This is a genomic window from Sphingomonas fuzhouensis (assembly GCF_034659795.1).
Taxonomy (GTDB): Bacteria; Pseudomonadota; Alphaproteobacteria; order Sphingomonadales; family Sphingomonadaceae; genus Sphingomonas; species Sphingomonas fuzhouensis.
In genome coordinates this window covers 491369-508956 of record NZ_JAXSQY010000002.1, presented here as the reverse complement: position 1 = coordinate 508956, position 17588 = coordinate 491369, and the positions used below count along the sequence as shown (strand labels likewise).

Annotated in this window: 15 protein-coding genes; 4 read left to right on the top strand and 11 right to left on the bottom strand. The window is 67.3% G+C overall.

The features are described from left to right. Positions 1 to 17: 17 nt before the first annotated feature. The 4 genes from U1H82_RS06810 to U1H82_RS06795 form a co-directional block, all read right to left on the bottom strand. The gene (locus U1H82_RS06810) at positions 18 to 1277 is read right to left on the bottom strand and encodes an efflux RND transporter periplasmic adaptor subunit (protein WP_322964166.1); all 1260 of its coding nucleotides are present in this window, start codon (positions 1275 to 1277) and stop codon (positions 18 to 20) included. A 149-nt stretch (positions 1278 to 1426) separates the two neighbouring features. Next, on the bottom strand, positions 1427 to 2125 hold the full coding sequence (locus U1H82_RS06805; protein ID WP_322964165.1) for an outer membrane protein: 699 nt from the start codon (positions 2123 to 2125) through the stop codon (positions 1427 to 1429). 117 nt (positions 2126 to 2242) lie between these two features. Further along, positions 2243 to 2662, bottom strand: a complete 420-nt coding sequence (locus tag U1H82_RS06800) for a glycine zipper 2TM domain-containing protein (protein ID WP_322964164.1) — start codon at positions 2660 to 2662, stop codon at positions 2243 to 2245. A gap of 114 nt (positions 2663 to 2776) precedes the next feature. Beyond that, the gene (locus U1H82_RS06795; RefSeq protein ID WP_322964163.1) at positions 2777 to 3718 is read right to left on the bottom strand and encodes an MlaA family lipoprotein; all 942 of its coding nucleotides are present in this window, start codon (positions 3716 to 3718) and stop codon (positions 2777 to 2779) included. A 157-nt stretch (positions 3719 to 3875) separates the two neighbouring features. Here U1H82_RS06795 and U1H82_RS06790 point away from each other — a divergent pair, with 157 nt between their 5' ends. The 4 genes from U1H82_RS06790 to U1H82_RS06775 all read left to right on the top strand — a co-directional run bounded on the left by U1H82_RS06790 (position 3876) and on the right by U1H82_RS06775 (position 9004). Further along, complete coding sequence (locus tag U1H82_RS06790) at positions 3876 to 4736, top strand: glycosyltransferase family 2 protein (RefSeq protein ID WP_322964162.1); 861 nt, start codon at positions 3876 to 3878, stop codon at positions 4734 to 4736. A gap of 152 nt (positions 4737 to 4888) precedes the next feature. Continuing rightward, positions 4889 to 5428, top strand: coding sequence for a sigma-70 family RNA polymerase sigma factor (locus U1H82_RS06785; RefSeq protein WP_322964161.1), 540 nt, complete (start codon positions 4889 to 4891; stop codon positions 5426 to 5428). 93 nt (positions 5429 to 5521) lie between these two features. Further along, a complete protein-coding gene (locus tag U1H82_RS06780) occupies positions 5522 to 6511 on the top strand; it encodes a FecR family protein (protein WP_322964160.1) in 990 nt (329 codons plus the stop codon). Positions 6512 to 6640: 129 nt separating this feature from the next. Next, positions 6641 to 9004, top strand: a complete 2364-nt coding sequence (locus tag U1H82_RS06775) for a TonB-dependent receptor (protein WP_322964159.1) — start codon at positions 6641 to 6643, stop codon at positions 9002 to 9004. Between the two features lie 285 nt (positions 9005 to 9289). On the opposite strand, the gene U1H82_RS06770 is transcribed toward U1H82_RS06775, so the two are convergent. The 7 genes from U1H82_RS06770 to U1H82_RS06740 form a co-directional block, all read right to left on the bottom strand. Continuing rightward, positions 9290 to 9697, bottom strand: a complete 408-nt coding sequence (locus U1H82_RS06770; RefSeq protein WP_322964158.1) for a YbaN family protein — start codon at positions 9695 to 9697, stop codon at positions 9290 to 9292. Beyond that, on the bottom strand, positions 9681 to 10229 hold the full coding sequence (locus U1H82_RS06765; protein WP_322964157.1) for a biliverdin-producing heme oxygenase: 549 nt from the start codon (positions 10227 to 10229) through the stop codon (positions 9681 to 9683). Before U1H82_RS06765 ends, U1H82_RS06770 begins: the two co-directional genes overlap by 17 nt. Positions 10230 to 10315: 86 nt before the next feature. Continuing rightward, positions 10316 to 11059 (bottom strand): energy transducer TonB, encoded by a 744-nt coding sequence (locus U1H82_RS06760; RefSeq protein WP_322964156.1) that lies wholly within the window; start codon positions 11057 to 11059, stop codon positions 10316 to 10318. Further along, positions 11049 to 12521, bottom strand: coding sequence for a surface lipoprotein assembly modifier (locus U1H82_RS06755; RefSeq protein WP_322964155.1), 1473 nt, complete (start codon positions 12519 to 12521; stop codon positions 11049 to 11051). Before U1H82_RS06755 ends, U1H82_RS06760 begins: the two co-directional genes overlap by 11 nt. Before the next feature lie 59 nt (positions 12522 to 12580). Then, positions 12581 to 13351 carry a Slam-dependent surface lipoprotein gene (locus U1H82_RS06750; RefSeq protein ID WP_322964154.1) on the bottom strand — a complete coding sequence of 257 codons (771 nt, stop codon included), beginning with the start codon at positions 13349 to 13351 and terminating at the stop codon, positions 12581 to 12583. Positions 13352 to 13466: 115 nt separating this feature from the next. After that, positions 13467 to 16526 carry a TonB-dependent receptor gene (locus U1H82_RS06745; protein WP_322964153.1) on the bottom strand — a complete coding sequence of 1020 codons (3060 nt, stop codon included), beginning with the start codon at positions 16524 to 16526 and terminating at the stop codon, positions 13467 to 13469. A 114-nt stretch (positions 16527 to 16640) separates the two neighbouring features. Further along, positions 16641 to 17588 (bottom strand): FecR family protein, encoded by a 948-nt coding sequence (locus U1H82_RS06740; protein ID WP_322964152.1) that lies wholly within the window; start codon positions 17586 to 17588, stop codon positions 16641 to 16643.

The following is a 17588-nucleotide window of genomic DNA, read 5'->3' as shown; positions in this document are numbered from 1 at the left end:
GACGGGGGAGGGCGCGTTCAGCCCTGCGTCCCGGCTTCGTTGACGAACAACGCCCCGCCGGTGACGATGCGCTCGCCGGGGCGCAGCCCGGCTGTGACGCGGACCTTGCCGTTCGACCGCTCGCCGGTCGCGACCCGGCGCGGGATCAGCGTGCCGTCGGGCCGGGCGACCCACACCCGCGCCTCGTCGCCTTCGCGGATCACGGCACTGGCGGGGATCAGCATGGCGGTGGCCCGGGCGGCCTGTCCTGCAGGGGTGCCGGGCAGGATGGTGAAGCTGGCGAACATGTCGGGCTTGAGCGCGCCATCGGCATTGGCGATCGTCGCGCGGACCGGCAGGCGGTGCGAGGCGGGGTCCAGGCCCGCCCCCACCTGCGCGACCTGCGCGGTGAAGCGGCGGCCGGGCCAGGCCGGGGTCGTCACCGTCACCGCATCGCCGACGCGGACATGCGCGGCGTCCTGCTCGGCGATCTGCGCGATCAGCCAGACGGCGGACGGATCGGTGATGACGAAGGCCGCCGACCCCTTGCCGTCGATATATTGGCCCGCCGCCACGTCGCGCCGCGCGATGACGCCTGCAATGGGCGCGCGGACGATGGTTTCAGCGGCACCGGCACCCTGACGATCCTCCAGCGCCCGCATGGCCGGGGGCGTCATGCCATAGACCGCCAGCTTACCACGCGCACCCGATACGCTGGCGGCGGCGGCCTGTACCGCACCCTCGGCGGTGGCGACCGCGCTCAGCGCCTGCTGATAATCCTTCAGCGCGCCGCCCGCCGTCCGATAGATTTCGCCATAACGATCGGCATTCTGCCGTGCGAGGCGCAGTTGCGACACCGCCGCGCGGTGCTGTGCGCTGGCCGAGACCAGCGCGTCGCGGGCCTCGACATATTCGACCGACTTGACCGTCATCAACGGCTGCCCCTTGGCGACATGCTGTCCGGGTTCGACCAGCAGCCGGGTGACCATGCCTCCGAAAGGCGGGGAGACGGGCGTGCTGCGATTGCCGTCGACGGCGATCGTGCCGGTCGCCTCGATCGCCGAGGTGGGTGTCAGGGTGCTGCCGACCGTCTCGATCGTCAGCGACCGGCGCTGCTGTGGCGTAGGCCGAAAACCCTCCGGGCGGCGGATGGCGGGGGCCGTCGCCTTGCCGGTGAGCATGTTCGATACGGCAAGCGCTCCCGTTCCGGTCGCAAGCAGACCGGCGGCGATGGCGATGACGGCGACTTGGGTACGCCGGGACAGCCGCCGGGCGGCCACGGAATGGGTGTCGGGCATGAAGCGAACATCCGGGCTGAAGGGAACGGTGCAGCCGACAGGGCACGGTACGCCCCCAGGATAGGCCATGGGACGCCGGGATCGGCTCGGGTGATGAAGAGGGGGGGGCTGGCGGGCGGCAGGGAGTGGTCCGTCCGCCAGCCGCACCGTCAGAAGCGTTGACGCAGTCCGACGGTGATCGAGGTCGCCGTGAGTTTCGGCTTGTAGCTGGTGGCGACGGTCCCGCCATTGGCGAGCGGCATCCGCCCCGCGAACTGAAGTCCGGTGGTCTGTGCGTAACGACCTGCGAGTTCGACCGTGGTGCTGTCGCTCAGCGCATAGCCGACGCCCGCATCGGCATGCCAGCGCAGGCCCCAGTCGCGCCCGTTCATGGTGCTGCCCTGGCTGCCGGTCCGCGTCGTGCGCGACAGGCGTTCGGTCACGCGGACGACATCGATGCCACCGCCGACGAAGGGACGGAGCGGGCCTTCCACCGGCACATCGACATAGCCCGCCAGGCCCAGGCTGAGCGTCTTGGACCGCCCATCGGACACCAGCGACGCGGTATCGAGCCGCTTGGCATTGGCGCGGGCCGCCGTGTAGCCGACCGTCGCTTCCAACCGGAAGCCGCCCAGATCATAGCCCAGGCCGCCCTCAAGCGACTTGCCGCGCCGGAAGTCGACATTCGCCGGGAAGGTCGAGGGCACCGCCGTATCCGGTCCCTTCATCTTCAAATCGGAATCGATCAGCGAACCGACGCGGCCGACGATATAGGGTCCGCCGATAGTCGTCTGGGCAAAGGCCGGTGTCGAAAGGGCGGTTCCAGCAGCAACAGCGGCCAGGCTCAGCAGCGTAGAGACTTTGGGCATGTCGGTGAAATCCCGGTATCGTGAAATATTGGTCGATGGCATCGTCCATCGATGCTGTGACGAAATGGTTCGGGGACCACCTCAACCGGCCGGAACATTATTTTTATTGGGTGTCGATCACCGGCAGCGGTCCCGGCGGTGGATGGCATCGCCCGCGACCCCGCCCGCCAGCGCGCCGAGCGCCGTCCCGATCAGCTTGTCACGGCGTCCTGCGACCAGATGGCCTGCCAGGCCACCGCCCACCGCGCCCAGCAGGGCCCCGGTGCCACCCTGGGCGCGGCAGGGATTGTGGACAGGGCGGTCATCGTCCCGGCCATCGGCATAGCCGCGACGATAGCCATCGCCGTGCCCCTGCTCGTAACCGTCGCCATGACCATCGCGATACCCATCGGCGCCGCCATCGTCATAGCCGTCGCGATAGTCGCGGTAGCCGCTGCGATCATATCCGTCCCAGTGCCAGCTCTGCCCGTGTGCGGTGTTCGGGATCAGCGTTGCCGAAAGAAGGAGAGAGGCCAGGCAAAAGGCAAGAAGTCGCATCGTTCGTCCTTTCATCCATCCACCCGAAACAGGGGGGTGATGAGCGATGGACGAAGTCGATGCGCCCGCTCCGCAATCCGTCTGTCGGAAAAATGCCGCGCCTGACGGCCCTACTTACTTCTGATGGGCCCGGCCATGCGGGCAGGTCTGGGCGGTCGCCGACGGATCGACCCGGCCATAGGGTGTTTCCGCCACCACGGTCCCGGCATCGATCAGCCCCTTCAATCGCCGAACCCGCGCCTCTCGCCGATCGAGATAGCGATCCCGGTGTGCGACATAGGGATCGGGCTGCGCGCGCGCCGCACGCAATTCCTCGTCCATCTCGGCGCGGCGATCGAGGGTGCGGAAGATGTTGCTCGTGATGATATAGGCCCGGTTGCGGAACGGCCCGCCGATAATCAGAGGCGAGGCGACGCCGTCCACCGTGCCGCCGACCAGATCGCGCAGCGTCGTCGGCCCGATCAGCGGCATGAACAGGAACGGGCCCGGCTTCACGCCATAAAAGCCCAGCGTATCCGAAAAGCCGTTCGGGCGGCGGGGAAGGTTGAACGGGCAGCGGCGCGCGACGTCGATGACCCCGGCCAGGCCGAGCGTCGAGTTGATCGCGAAGCGACCCGCCGTTTCCACCGCCTTGCCGAATTTGAGCTGGAGCAGGAAATTGGCGAAGGCGACAGGTTCGCGCAGGTTGGCGAAGACGTTGCGCAGGCCGGTTCGGATCGGCTTCGGCGTCGTGCGTTCATAGGCATGGGCGACCGGTGCCATGACCGCATTGTCCACCGTCTCGGTCAGCGCGAAGGATGCCATATTCACCTGGCGCAGAGGATCGTCCGCCCGGTGGCGGCTCGCCGTGACGACGATCTCGTCGCGCGTGGCGGGGCCGGTATCGGGGCCTTCTTTCGTCGAGGGCGGGGCTGGGGTGGTGTCCGGAGGCTCGAACGCATGGACCGGCGCGACGGTGATCGAGACCGCGTCGAAATCGCCGGTCAGCGGAACTGTCCCTTGCAAGGGCGCGGACGTCGTCGTCGCCAGCAATGCCATCAACGGTGCAGCAATCAACGCAGTCCCCCTTCGGCTCGTGCCGCAACGGCACACGCCCTTCATTTCCATCGGTCTGATCCAGAGACGACGCGGTCGGACGACCACCTCAAACCCCGTCGTTCGAAAAAGTGGGAACTGGCTTGAGGTGGGGGCGCGTGGTCTCCGTCTATCGCGCATGGCAGGATATGAACCCGACGACGAACCGATCGCCTTTGGTCAGGATTGGTGGGATGAACCGATTGTCCCTGCCGCCGCCCCTCCGCGGTGGACGATCCTGCTGGCCTTCTACAACGAAGCCGATGCGATCGTGGCGACGTTGCAGCAGCTTCGCCGCCAGACCCGACCGTTCAGGCTGATTCTGGTCAACAATGGCTCGACCGATTGCTCGGTCGCGCTTTGCCATGGCGCCCTGGCCGGTCGCGGCATTGATTATGTCATTCTACACCAGGGCGAGATCGCCGGGCAGACCGCCGCCCTCAATGCCGGGCTGGCGCGCGTGGAGACCGAGTTCGTCGCGACCTGCGATGCCGATACCTTCTATCCGCTTGGCTATCTGGCGCAGGCCGAGAGTCTGCTCGACGATCCCAGAGGGCGGACGGTGGCGGCGTCGGCCTGTTTCGTGCCGCTGGGCAGCCCTGGAACCCGAACGGTCGCGATGACGCTGCACCAATGTCTCGCCAGCCGCCTGTTGCCGCGCCAGACCCATGTCGGTGCGGCGGGCCATTGCTTTCGCACCGATGCGCTGCGGGCGGCGGGCGGTTATGACATGCTGCGATGGCCCTATGTCCTGGGCGATCACGAGGTCATGCACCGCGTCATGAAACTGGGTCGCCAGCGCATGACGCCGTCCCATTGGTGCAGTCCGTCCGAACGGCGGCGGGTGCCGATCCGCTGGACGCTGATGGAACGGCTGGCCTATCATCTGACACCCTTCGCGCTGAAGGATCGCTATTTCCGCTGGCTGGGCCGCCGGTTCGCGCGGCGCGAGCTGTTCGCCGAGCGTCTGCGGATACGGGACTGGCAGAGCGCACGGTGACCCACGCCATCGCGCGTCCTGCGTCGGGAACGAATGCTTTTGTGGAGGCCCTGTGGAGGCCATGTGGAGATGGTGCGGCGCTCCATTGGCCGCGCGCGTCGGGGGTGATAGCCGCTGGTCCTCATCCTGAATTCCCTGTGCAAAAGCCACCGATGACCGACATCGTGCCGCCCCCGTCGCCGCCCACGGCGCTGCTCGACGCCTTTCTGGCGCGCAGGGCGGCGCTGCTCCGTTACTTCGCGGCCCGAATAGGGGAGGCGGACGCACAGGACATCGTCCAGGAAATCTATCTGCGCGTCGTTTCGGCACGCGGTGATGTCGAGGTGCTGCACCCTGGCGGCTATCTCTATCGGTTGGGCAACAACATCCTGCTCGACCGTCTGCGTCAGGACCGTGCCCGTGCGCGGCGGGACAGCGACTGGCGCGAGGTGAATCATCATGCCTCGGTCGGCGGCGAAGAGGTCAGCGACACGGTCCCGCAGGACGAAGCGCTGATCGCCCGCGATCAACTGCACCGGATGCGTCTGGCGCTCGCCGACCTGCCGCAGGCGGTGCAGACGAGTTTTCGGCTGCACAAGATCGACGGGCTGACGCATGCGCAGGTGGCCGAGCGGATGGGCGTGTCGCGAAGCCTGATCGAAAAGCATATGATGGCGGCCCTGCGTCACCTCTCGCAGCGCCTTGACCGATAATCTCGTGCGCGGACATCGAAAGATATTGCGGAGCCTAGGGCGCGACTTCGTCCATGGTATCGGGGGACCAGTGAAGGACGGGGCGGCAGCGCGATGGCACCAATGACGACCGATGATGCGGACGAGGCGGCTATCCAGTGGTTCGTTCGCCTGCAGGATTGCGAGGACGAACGGTTATGGGAGGCGCATCTCGCATGGCTTCAGGCCGATCCGGCGCATGCCGCCGCCTATGCCAGGGTCGAAAGTCTGTGGATTGCGGCGGATGATCTGCGCGATGCAGCGGCGCCTGTCGCGGAGAGCGAGGGGGCGGCTGTCGTCTCCTTGGCCGATGTCCGGGCGAAGCGTAACCGGTCGCGGCGATGGGCGCTCCCACTTCTCAGCATGGCGGCTGCTGCGGCGGTAGCGGTGCTGGCTGGCCCGCAGATCACGCGGATGATCGACCCACCGGGCGAAACCTATCGCACCGGCGGCGAGGGGACGAAGGTCGTAACGCTGGCGGATGGGTCGCGGCTGACGCTCAATCGCAACAGCGCGGTGACGGTCCGGCTGGAGGACGACCACCGCACCGCGACGCTCGCGACCGGGGAAGTCCTGTTCGACGTGCACCATGACGCGGCGCGGCCTTTCACGGTGATGGCCGCGGGGCGTGACGTGCGGGTGCTGGGGACCGAATTCGACGTACTCGACGAAGGGGGCAGCTTCGCGGTCGCGGTCCGCCGGGGGCTGGTATCCGTCTCGCCCGCGGCCGACGGCGGCGTCGTCACGAAGCTGCCAGCCGGAACGGCGCTCAGCCGGGCGCCGGGCGCGCGGGTCGACACGGTCGAGCGGATCGATCCCGATCAGGCACTGGCCTGGGAGCATGGGCAACTGGTGTTCGCCGACAAGCCGATCGAGTCGGTTGCGAACACCCTGTCCCGCTATATGGGGGCGCCGATCGCAGTGGACCCGGCGCTGCGCGGCATGAAGGTCAGCGCGGTCTTCCTGGTCGCCGACCGCTCGCAGCTGCGCCGCCAGATCGAGGCGGCACTGCCCATCCGTGTGAAGGCGATCCATGGCCGTTTGTCGTTCGTCCCGGCGCGCTAGAGACGGATGACATGAGATGGATCGGGTCAAACTGACGTCATCGCGCTCTAGAGCAGGGGACGGGCACCCGATGCCGGACGAGCTTGTGCGACGGTGAGGGCTTTACATGCCGTCGGGGTGACGATCCCGATGATCCTGTCTGCAACAGCCGCCGCTGGACAAGGTCCGGCGACCGGCGACGTGCGCCGGTTCGATATTGGGATCATGCCCCTGTCGCGCGCCCTGGTGACGGTCGGATTGCAAGGCGGCGTCAGCGTGGCGGGCACCGACCCGATCCTGGCGCAACGGCATTTGCGTGCGCCCATCCGGGGCCGGATGACCGTCGAACAGGCGCTTTCCCGCCTGTTGGCCGGCACTGGCCTGGTCGCGGTGCGGACCGCGCCCTATGTCTATCGGATCGAGCGCGCGCGTCATGGCGTCGATCCGGCCCCGCCGCCGCCGCGTCGCGATACGCCGCCGCCTGCGGTCGTCGGCGCGGAGGTCGTCGTGATGGCCAGCAAGCGCGGGGTCCCGATCGAGGATTATCCCGGTTCGGCCTATATGCTGACCGCCGACGATTTGACGATCGGCAGCGGCACCCATGCCGACACCCGCGCTTTGACCAACCTGTTGCCGGTGCTGACGACGACCAGCCTGGGGCCGGGGCGCGAGAAACTGTTCGTCCGGGGGATCGCGGACAGCAGTTTCGTGGGCGGCAGCCAGGCGACCGTCGGCCAGTATCTGGGGGAGATCCAGCTCAACTACAGCGCGCCCGACCCGAACCTCGCGCTCTACGACATCGGCTCGGTCGAGTTGCTGGAGGGGCCGCAGGGCACGCTCTACGGCACCGGCGCGCTGGGCGGCGTGATGCGCGTCACACCCAACCCGCCCGAACTGGGCCGCTGGTCGGGGACGGTCGGCCTGGGGGCGACGGGGATCGCGCATGGCGGGACCGGCGGCGATGCCATGGCGGTCCTCAACGCACCGCTGGGCGAGCGCGCCGCGCTGCGCATCCTGGGCTATGGATCGCGCACGCCGGGCTATATCGACGATACGCTCCGGGCCAGAAGGGGCGTGAACCGCAGCGACATAGGCGGTGGCCGGGCGACCTTGCGTATCCGCCCCGGCGATGCCTGGACGATCGATATCGGCGGCGTCTATCAGCGGATCGACAATCGCGACGCCCAATATATCGATGCCGCCGCCCCGCCCTTGACCCGTGCGGTGCCGGTCGCGGAGCCGTCGTCGAACGACTTTCGGATGGGCTCGGTCACCGTCCAGCATCGCAGCGCGGGGGGACAGACGCTGACGGCGGCGCTGTCGCTGGTCAGGAACGACGTCATGGCGCGCTATGATGCGGCGGGGCTGGTGCGCGACGCCACCGCGCTGGAGACGACAAGCAGCTCGCAGGTCGTGACCGGGGAATTGCGCCTGGCCCGGCATCGCGACAGCGGCAACGGTTTCGTATTGGGCAGCTATGCCACGGTCAGCGACGACCGGCTGATCCATTCGACCGTCGGTCGCGACGGTGGGACGGTGCTGCGCGGTATCGGCAACCGCGTGGTCGACGTGGCGCTGTTCGGCGAAGCGACCCTGGCGCTGGGGCATGGGTTGGCGGCGACCATGGGTTTGCGTGCGACCTATCTCGACTTTTTCGGCACCACCATCCTGCCCGGCGGGCGCGAGCAGGGGCTTGCGGTGGAGGTGCCCAATGGCGGCGACGTGACCTTCCTGCCCAGTGCCGCGCTGCGCTGGGACTGGAAGCCCGGCCTGACCGGCTATCTCCGCTATCAGCGCGGCCTGCGCGTGGGCGGCTATGGCCTGGATACCGAGGTGTCGCTCGACCCCGAGGACGCATCGTCGGACGACGGCTCCGTCGTTTTTCGACCCGACACGCTGGACACTTTTGAGGCGGGCCTGCGCTTCGGCGGTCCCGCATCGCGCCTCCATGCGCGGACGGCGCTTTCCTTCGCCAACTGGCGCAGCATCCAGGCGGACCTTTACGGGCCGACGGGACCGCACACCGCCAATATCGGTGATGGGCAGATCTGGTCGCTGGAGACGACAGCGCAGTGGCGGCCCGCTCGGACCATCCGGCTGACCGGCGCGCTCGTCCTGACCCGCAGCGTCCTGACCGATCCCGCTCCGCCCTTCGTCCGCGCCCGGCAACAGGCTCTCCCCAATACGCCGGCGGTTTCGATGCGGGTGGCGCTGGACCGGCGATGGTCGCTTGCCACCGGTGACGACCTGCTGCTGCGCGGCTCGGTTCGGTATGTCGGACGCTCATGGGTCGGTGTCGGTCCGCTCCATCTGCCGCAGGGCGATTATGCGCAGGCGGATATGGGGCTGGCCTGGACCCACCGGCACAGGACGCTGACCCTCGATGTCTCCAACCTGCTTGATGTCGCGGGCAACCGCTTCGCCCTGGGCAACCCGCTGGCCTATACGCGGCGGACACAGTGGACGCCCCTGCAACCGCGAACCATCAGGATCGGCGCGGCGTGGTCTTTCTGATCTTCCTATTGCCCGCGTAGTTTGCGGGACAGTAAGGACAAGACGCTGACCCACGGTCCAAATGTTCCGGTCGGCACGAACAGCTAGAGAAGGATGACATGAGCTGGAATCGTCATTGCGAGCGTAGCGAAGCAATCCAGTGTCCGGGCAAGACGCCCTGGATTGCTTCGCTACGCTCGCAATGACGGATTGGGTCAAACTGACGTCATCCCGCTTTAATGATATTCAGGAGAATGGCGAGTGTCCTCCCTCTCCGCCACTTACCTGTCGTAAGTCTTTGGTCGATTATGGCTGTCTTGGTCGGGTGGCGACATATGTTGCGCAACCCGTCATCGCCAGCGCTACCGCAACAGCGACGGTGGCGGAGGGATGGGCGGTCATGACGAAAAGGGCATAGCCGGTCGCCATACCGATACAGGCCATGGTCTTGGCGCGGGGGCCGATCGCCCGGTTTTGCTTCCAGGCGCGCAGGGTGGGGCCGAAATGCGGATGGTTGAGCAGCCGTGCCTCCAACGCCGGGGACGACCGGGCAAAGCATGCCGCGGCAAGAATGAGAAAGATGGTGGTGGGCATCAGCGGCAGGATCGCGCCCACGATGCCCAGTCCCACGCATATTGTCCCGGCGATCAGCCAGCCCAGCCGTACCGCCCGCCCGACATGCCGCCGCAGAGCGGGATCACGAGAAGGCGGCATCGGCCAGCATCCGGACATGCGCAAAGGCGTCCCGCGCGCCCTGCAGCATGCGGGCATTGTCGGCGTGGTCGAGATCGAGCTGGTTCACGGCCTTGGTAAAGGCTTTCCACGAAGCCCCGCGCCCGTCCGGATGCGCGGCGAGATGGCGTGCCCCGAATGATCCATCCAGTCCCAGTGTCGCCGCGCGCTTCGACAGTGACGCGGCGCCCAGGTTCGATCCCTCCGCCACCCAGAGCCAGCCGATCGCCGTCATGGGATCGGTCCGGTGTGGATCGGGCAGGCCATGGTGATGGGCTGGCGGGGGGGCCTCGCCCAGATCCGCCAGATCCTGTCGCACGCGGTCCAGCCTACGGCGCGCGGGCATGTCGAGCGCTGCGGGGAGCGGCAGGGGCATCAGGTAGAACGGATCGACATGATGGTGGAACCGGTACTGCATCCGCAACAGCCGGACATAGCGATCCCGATCCCGAAACGGCTCGGCCGCCATGATATGGGCGTCGAGACGGTCATGCGCGCTGCGTGTAGCGTCCATTAATCGCTGGGACCGGGGGGCGGAACGGATGGGTGTGTCGATTGCGCTATGGGGCATGGTGGATATCCTGCATGGTCTGGGAGAAGTCAGCGTCGCAGCGTGAAGTCGATCGGCACCTCCACGGTGACGGGGTCGCCGGGGACGGCATCGTCGACGGGCGGTACGGGGGAAGCGCGGCGGGCCGTCGCACGCGCCTCCTGGTCGAGCAGCGGGTAGCCGCTGCCATGTATCAGCTCGACCGCCGTCACCTCGCCGGAGCGACGCAGGGTGATGGCGATGCGCACGATGCCCTGCTGCCGTGTCGCTTCGGCCTGGCGGGGATAGCGCCGATAGCGTTTGAGGTGCCCGAGCAGTCGCGCACGCCAGTCCGCGGCGGCTGCGGGCAAGGAAACCCGGTCGGCGGGTGCCGCGAGGGAAGGCGGAGAGGGGGCGTCTCCGTTTGCCGTCGCTATAGGCCCTCCCATTGCCTGTGGCTGACGCGCGGGGACGGGCAGCGACGCGGGAAGCGTTGCGGCGGGTTCGCCGTGCGGGGGTGACACCGGGGCGGGTGCGATCGTCGTCGCAGGCGGTGACGGAGGCGTGAGCTTTGATGGCGGCTGGTGCGTAGGGGAGGGCTTGCCGGGTTCCACGACCGGATCGCGCGGAATGGACTCCACCATGAACACCGCCGCCCGTCCGGCATCGACCGAGCGTATCGGTGGTGCGATCCGCTGGATGCCGAACAGCACCACGACGACCATGCCGCCAAGGATCAGCGTTCCCGTGCCGAAAGCCCGCGCCTGGACGGGCTGGCGATAGCCGGAGCCGCTAGAGGTCCCGTCAGAAACCATGTTCCAGCCGGATGCTGGCGGCGGTGCGGCGATAGGAATAGAGCCAGTCGACATTGCTCTTCACCCGATTGTGCTGAAGAAGGATGTTGGGGGTCAGCCCCGCGACGCGCAGTCCGGGCAGGCGCAGGACGGCGGTGAGGTTCGTCTCGCGGTCATGGCGGACTGCTTCGAGCAACGCGCTATAGGCGCGGTAATCGCGCTGCCGGGCGGAGGCGATCACGGTCAGCTCCGCCCAGTCGGCAAGCCCGTGCACCAGCCCCAGCCTCGCCCCGGCATGCCGATACGCATTGGGCCGGGCCTCCGCCTGCTTGTCTCCGGCGTCCAGGCCCGCAAACAGGCTCCAGCGGCGCGGCAGCGACCACCAGCCGGTCAGGTTCGCTTCGGTCAGCGCGCCATCGAGATCGGCGAAGTCGCGGCGATAGTCGAAGACCCGGCGTGCGATCTCGATCCGCAGGGCCGTGTCGGGCGACGGAGTGACCATCGCCTCCGCCCGCAGCCCGGGCGCGGCATAGAGCAGCTTGCCGCCCAGGCTCGCCAGATCGATGGTCGGGGACAGGGTAAGGGTGCGTCTGGCGGTCTGATGGTCATAGCCGATCTGCGCGGTCAACGTCGCCTGGTCGAACGCGCCATGACCGGGCCACAGATCGCCGTAAACAAGCGCGCGGGCGAGCAATCCGCCCTGGCCCTTCAACGCGATACGACGGCTGAGATTGCCCTCGATATTGATCCCCACCGATGCGATGGCGGGCGGCAGGGTCCGGTCGATCAGGCAGGTGCCGTCCTCGCCGGTCAACAGACAGGTCTGACTGGCCGAGCTCTGGTTCAGGTTGCTGCTATAGCCCGGACCGATGGCGAGCATGCCCTGCCACTGATCGCGACGGTCGAGCGCGGTAAGGAAGGCATCGACATTCCGGCGCACCCCGGCGGCGCGATCGTCTTGTCCCGCCAGTTCGGCGCGGATCGTGCGGAACAGCCGTCGCGCCGCGCGGTCCTTGCGGTTCTCGAACAGCAGGCGGGCAAGTTCGAGCTGGCCCGGAAGAAAGTCCGGCTGGATCGCCAGCAGCGCGCGATAGTGCCGTTCCGCTTCGCTTAGCCGTCCCTCGCTGCGCGCCAGGCCACCGCGCGCCCAGGCGACCAGCATGGCATCATGCCCAGCCAGCGCCAGATAGTGCGGCAGGAAACGGCGGACATCGGCCCAGGCCCTGCGCGCGACCGACAGGTACAGGGCCCGGCCCAGATCGTCCGGATTGTTGCCGACCGTATAGACTTGTCCGTCGATGGTGATGCGGTCGGGCGGCTCGGCGCCCTTGATCGCCTCGCGCTCCTGGGGCGTTGCCCGGCGATCGATACCGGGGTCGAGGCGCAGGCGATTATCCTCGCTCCGCGCGCTCTGCGCAGAGACGGGCGCGGCCAGCGCAAGCATGACCGGCGTCAGGAGATAAGGGAGGGCGGCGTGGCGCATCGGATCGGTACGAAAGCGGGGCTCCCGCAAGGGAGAGACGGGAGCCCCGGCCCTTCGCGTCAGTTCTTCGTGCCGCCGAACGCGGTGTCATGCTGACGCGCACCGTCGAACCTGACGGTCCCGGCCAGTGCCGCCGCACTGGCGCCGAAGAAGCGACCGCTCACCGCGCCGCCCGATGCGACGGTGGCACCCGATTGGGTGGCGACGGCCCCGTTGCCCGCAAAGCTGGCCCCGATGATCCGCGCCGTGCCGATATTGACGCCTGCGCCGGTCGAGGCGTTGGCCAGGCTGCCGCTGAGCGTACCCGACGTGCCGGAACCGAAATTGGCGGTCAGCGTGCCGGTCAGCGCGCCCTTGTTGCCATAATCGCTGATCCCCTTGACCGAATAGGTCGCGGTGCCGCTGGTCGGGACGGTCGTGCCGCTGGTATTGCCGACATAATAGACGGTGTGATCGCCAGCCGAGGCATTGCCCGTCTGCGACCATTCCCCGAACCACAGGTCGGCCGAGCCGACCCGCGCGAAGCGGAAATCGCCATAGCTGCTGTGATCGGCGACGTCGCTGGTCGCCATGTTCAGATGGCGCACCCCGTTCAGGTCGGGCGCGGCGTAGAGGCTGAGCCCCTGGAAGTCGACGCGCCGCCCATTGGTGCCCGGCACGCCGATCCCGGCCCGGCCCGCTACATGGGGGCCGCCGTTCACATCGCTGGCACCCACGGTCACCTTGTCGGTGTCGCTCGATCCGCCCGCAAACTGGGCATGGGCCGCCCCGCTGGTCAGGACGGTGGCGAGGCCAGCGAGAAGGATGGTCTTCAACTGGATGGAGGTCATGCTATTACTCCTGCGGTTGTGCGCGCCCGATCACTTCGGGCGCATCGATCCGGCCCCGTCGCCCATGTCCGGCTTTCAGGAAGGACCAAGGCGGCGGGGTCGAATGTCGGGATCATCAGAAGCGGCCCGTCAGGCTCAGCCGAACGGTGCGCCCAGGGGCGGGCATCAGCGAGCGGGTCAGCGGGTCGGCATAATAACGATCGTTGAGGTTGGTCCCGACCAGCTCGGCCGAGAAATGGTCGTTCAGGCGGTAGCGGACATAGGCGTCGGCGGTGACGATCGCGCCCCAGCTGAACGGTATGTTGAGCGAATAGACATCAAGCTGCTGCGCGCGCGGCAGGTTCGCGATCGTCTCGAAAAAGGGATTGTTGTAGCGGCTGTAATAGGTCAGCCGTCCTCCCAGTTCGAGCCGCCTGTCGAAGAAGCGCCCGCCCATCGTCCAGTTGACCGTCTGCTCCGGCGTCGCCTGGGTCAGCAGGAAGCCGTCCGGAAAGCCATATTTGACGCAATCGGGGACGCTGCCATTCGTCTTGTCGGCCAGCGCGGCGGCACTTTCGTCGCAGACCTGGTTGGTGGTCATGAAGGCGGCGCCGAGCTGGGTGTAGAAGCCGCCCGTATCGATCCGCGCTTCGGCTTCGATCCCCGCGATCGTCTGTTCCCGGATATTGCTGAACTGAAGGTTGGTCGATCGCTCCACCACGTTGGCGATATGGTTGCGATAGAAGGTCAGCTTGATGTCGGCGCGCTGATCCTCCCGGTTGAGGTGCAGCAGGCTGCGCAGGTCGCGCACCAGGCCGATCTCGTATAATTTGGCATGTTCAGGCTGGAGCGGGGCGAGCGGGTTGAACGAGGCCGAAAAGCCCAGCGTGCTCTCGAACATGCTCGGAAAGCGCCATGTCTCGATATAGCGGGCATAGGCGCGGGTGTGCTCGTCGGCATAGACCGTGGCCGAAAAGCTGGGTGCCCAGCGATGCGCCGAGCGACGCGGCGCGGTGATCGGCACCGTCTCGACGATGCTTTGCAGGCGGCACGTCCCGTCATTGCCGGGGACGCTGTTGATCGCTCCGTTCAGACAGGGATTGCCCGCACGGCTATAGCGGCCCTGCGCATCGGGGCGCCAGGTCGGCCCGGCTTCCTCCCAGGAGAGTTCATAGGGGCTCGCCAGATAGTCCGGCAGCATCATGGCGATGAACTGGTCGACGTCCTCCGCCGGCACCCCGGCCAATTCGCTGCGCCAATATCGGTTGAAGAACGACTCCCCCGTGCCCGAGACATTGAAGTAGGATTCGTAACCGCGATAGACGGTCGAATTCAGGCTCTCATTGCCCTTGGCGATCTGGCTGCGGGCGAAATCATCGACCGCCCAGTAACCGGCATAGCTGACCCCCGCGTTCAGCTTCAGGAAGCTGGCGGGCCGCCACTCGCCGTCCAGCCGGACGAGGAATTCCTCCCGCCGTCCGGCGCGCGGGAACTGCCGCCAGCCCTGGAAGCGCGCCGGATCGTAGATGTCGCGCGAGCCCAGCTTCTCATGCTGCCAATTGCCGCTCAGCGTGAGGTCGAACGTCGAACCGAACCGAACCGTGTTGGCGGCGTTCAGGCCATAGCGGTTGTTGATCGCATTGGCGCGGGCATTGTCGATGAGGATCGGATCGTCGAACGTCGCGAAATTGGGCATGCCGCCGGAATTATAGGTGTCGCTGTTGGTATCGGTGGCCCACAGATTGGCCTTCAGGTCGATCCAGCGGCTCTCCGGCTGCCACTTATATTCGGCGTTATAGGCCCGCGTATGGACCTTGCTGAGCGGCCATTGCACATTGCCTTTGTCGATCGGGATGCGCGACGGCATGATTTCCCCGTACCGGGTGACGCTGTCGCGCAGGCTGACCAGCAGATACTGGTCGTCGGCGATATGCCAGGTCGCCTTCAGCAGCACGGATTCCAGATCGCTGGACGTGTTGGGCACCTCGCTGCCCGGCGCGAAGCCCAGCGCCATGCGGCGGATACGGTTGAGATTGGTGGCGGGAAGCTGGCTCTGCTCGTAATAGCCCGCCCCGGTCGTGCCCGAGAAGTAGTTGCCCCGCTCGCGATACGCATAGGCGCCGAACAGATCGAGCCCCTCGATCCGTACCGCGCCCGCCACCCGAACGGCGCGATCGCCGAGCGAGAAGACGTGGTTGTCGTCGCTGGTGCGCGGGACGATCACCAGCGACGGGTCGCGCAGGGCGAAGCTGGGCGAGCTTTGCGGGAAGCCCGGCACGGTGCGATAGTCGCGACCGGTCAGCAGGGTCGGCAGGCGCGGGTCGGTGGAATTGTTGCCGCCCTCCAGCCGAACGTCCAGGCCGAAGGTCCGGCCGGGTTGCAGCACATCGTCGGCGTCCAGCGTATTGATGACGACGGTGCCGCCGGTCGAGCTGCGAATATTGCCCTGATCGGTCGGCCCGCGCAGCACCTGAAGCCCGGAGATCAGGCTGGGATCGACATAGGCGCGGTTGCTCGCGCCATTATAGCCGCGCCACACCGTCAGCGCCTGCTCGGTGCCGTCGATCACGACCGGCACGCGTCCCGGCCCCTGAATGCCGCGGATGCTGGGGTCGAGCGCGCCGCTATTGCGCGCATCGCCGCTCAGCACATTGACCATGCCGGTCAACAGGTCCGAGGTGGTGACGCCCTTATAGCGCTCGATCTCGGCGCGGTCCTTATAGCCGCTGGCGAAATCGGCGTCGAAGACCGTGTCATGGCCGCGCTGCGCCCGCGTCTCGGCGACATCGCGCGGTGCGTCGTCACCCTCGACGCGCAGGGCGTCGGTCACGACCGGGGTTTGGGCGCCGCCTGTCGTTGGGCGGCGCCGAAGTGTCAGAACGCCGTTCGATAACTGCCAGTCGAGGCCGGTCCCCGCGAGCAGGCGGTCCAGCGCCTGCGCGCGGTCCATCCGGCCAGCCGCGCCCGGCGAACGCAGTCCGGCGAGCAAGGTCGCATCGACGCTCAACTGAACCTGTGCCTGTTGCGCAAACGTGGCCAGGGCGTCCGTCAGCGACTGGGCGGGAATCGAGAAGCGGACATAAGCTGGCCCGGTCTGTGCCGCCAACGGTGCCGCCATGACACCCAGGGGCGAGGCCGACAGCATCATGGCGATACCCAGCCGCTTCCATCGAAACCCGATATATCTGTTCGTCACGTCGTCCCCCGAATCCTACCAACAAATGCTATTGCATGTCGTTCGCAATCATTGGGTAGACGTTTGGGCGCGATGGATTTTCAGGCGTGGGCGGAATTTTCTTTGGCGCTCCGCTCAATCGGCGTGGACGATGGTGATCCAGGGCGTGACCTTGGTGATGCCGAGCCCATGAGACTGGCGCATGGCCGCAAGCGCACGGTCGGGGTGACGCAGATCATAGACGCCCGTCACACGCCGGGTCATGCCCGCGCCGCGCGTGACCAGCCATCCGCGATGCCAAGGTTGCAGTAGGGCGACGGCCTCTGCCAGCGGGCGATCGATGACGATGAGCTTGCCCTCGACCCAGGTGGCTATGCGCGACGGCCCGATGGCTGTTCGGCGATGGCTGCCCGATCCGCAGTCGATCGCTTCCGCCTCGCCCGGACGCAAGGGCAGGGGATCGCGCCAGCCCGTGACGCAGGACGCAGCGACCAGCCCCTCCCGGACTGCGATACGGGTGAGGGGGCCCTCCACAGTGACTTCGAACGCGGTTCCCAGATCGGTGGCGATCGTGTCACCGGCAATGACGCGAAACGGCTTCGCGTCGTCATGGCGGACCTGAAAATAGGCGGTTCCGCGCAGCAGCCGGGCATGGCGGCCGCTGTCGAATGCCACGGCGCTATGCGGGGCCAAGGTGACGCGGCTGCCATCGGCGAGCGTCAGCGTCCGTACCTCTGCGGTGCCGGTGGCCGCATCCGCCAGCATGGACGGGAGCAGATGGGGCCCGATGATGAGCGCGGTGAAGCAGGCCGCCATGGCCATGGATACCGTCACCTGCCATCGACCGCGCCGCCATCGTCGATCACCGGACGGAGCAGCGCATGGGACCTCGATCGATGACGGCGCCTGTCGGATCACGGCGCTGACATGCTCCAACGCCCGCCATGCCGCGTCCTGCGCCGGGGCCCGCCGCCAGAGACGAAACCGGTCGTGCAACGCGGCATCATCGGGGTGTTCCTGCAATGCGATCATCCACTCCAGCGCGTCCCGCCGGTGACGTTCGTCGCCCTCGTCCCTGGTCAC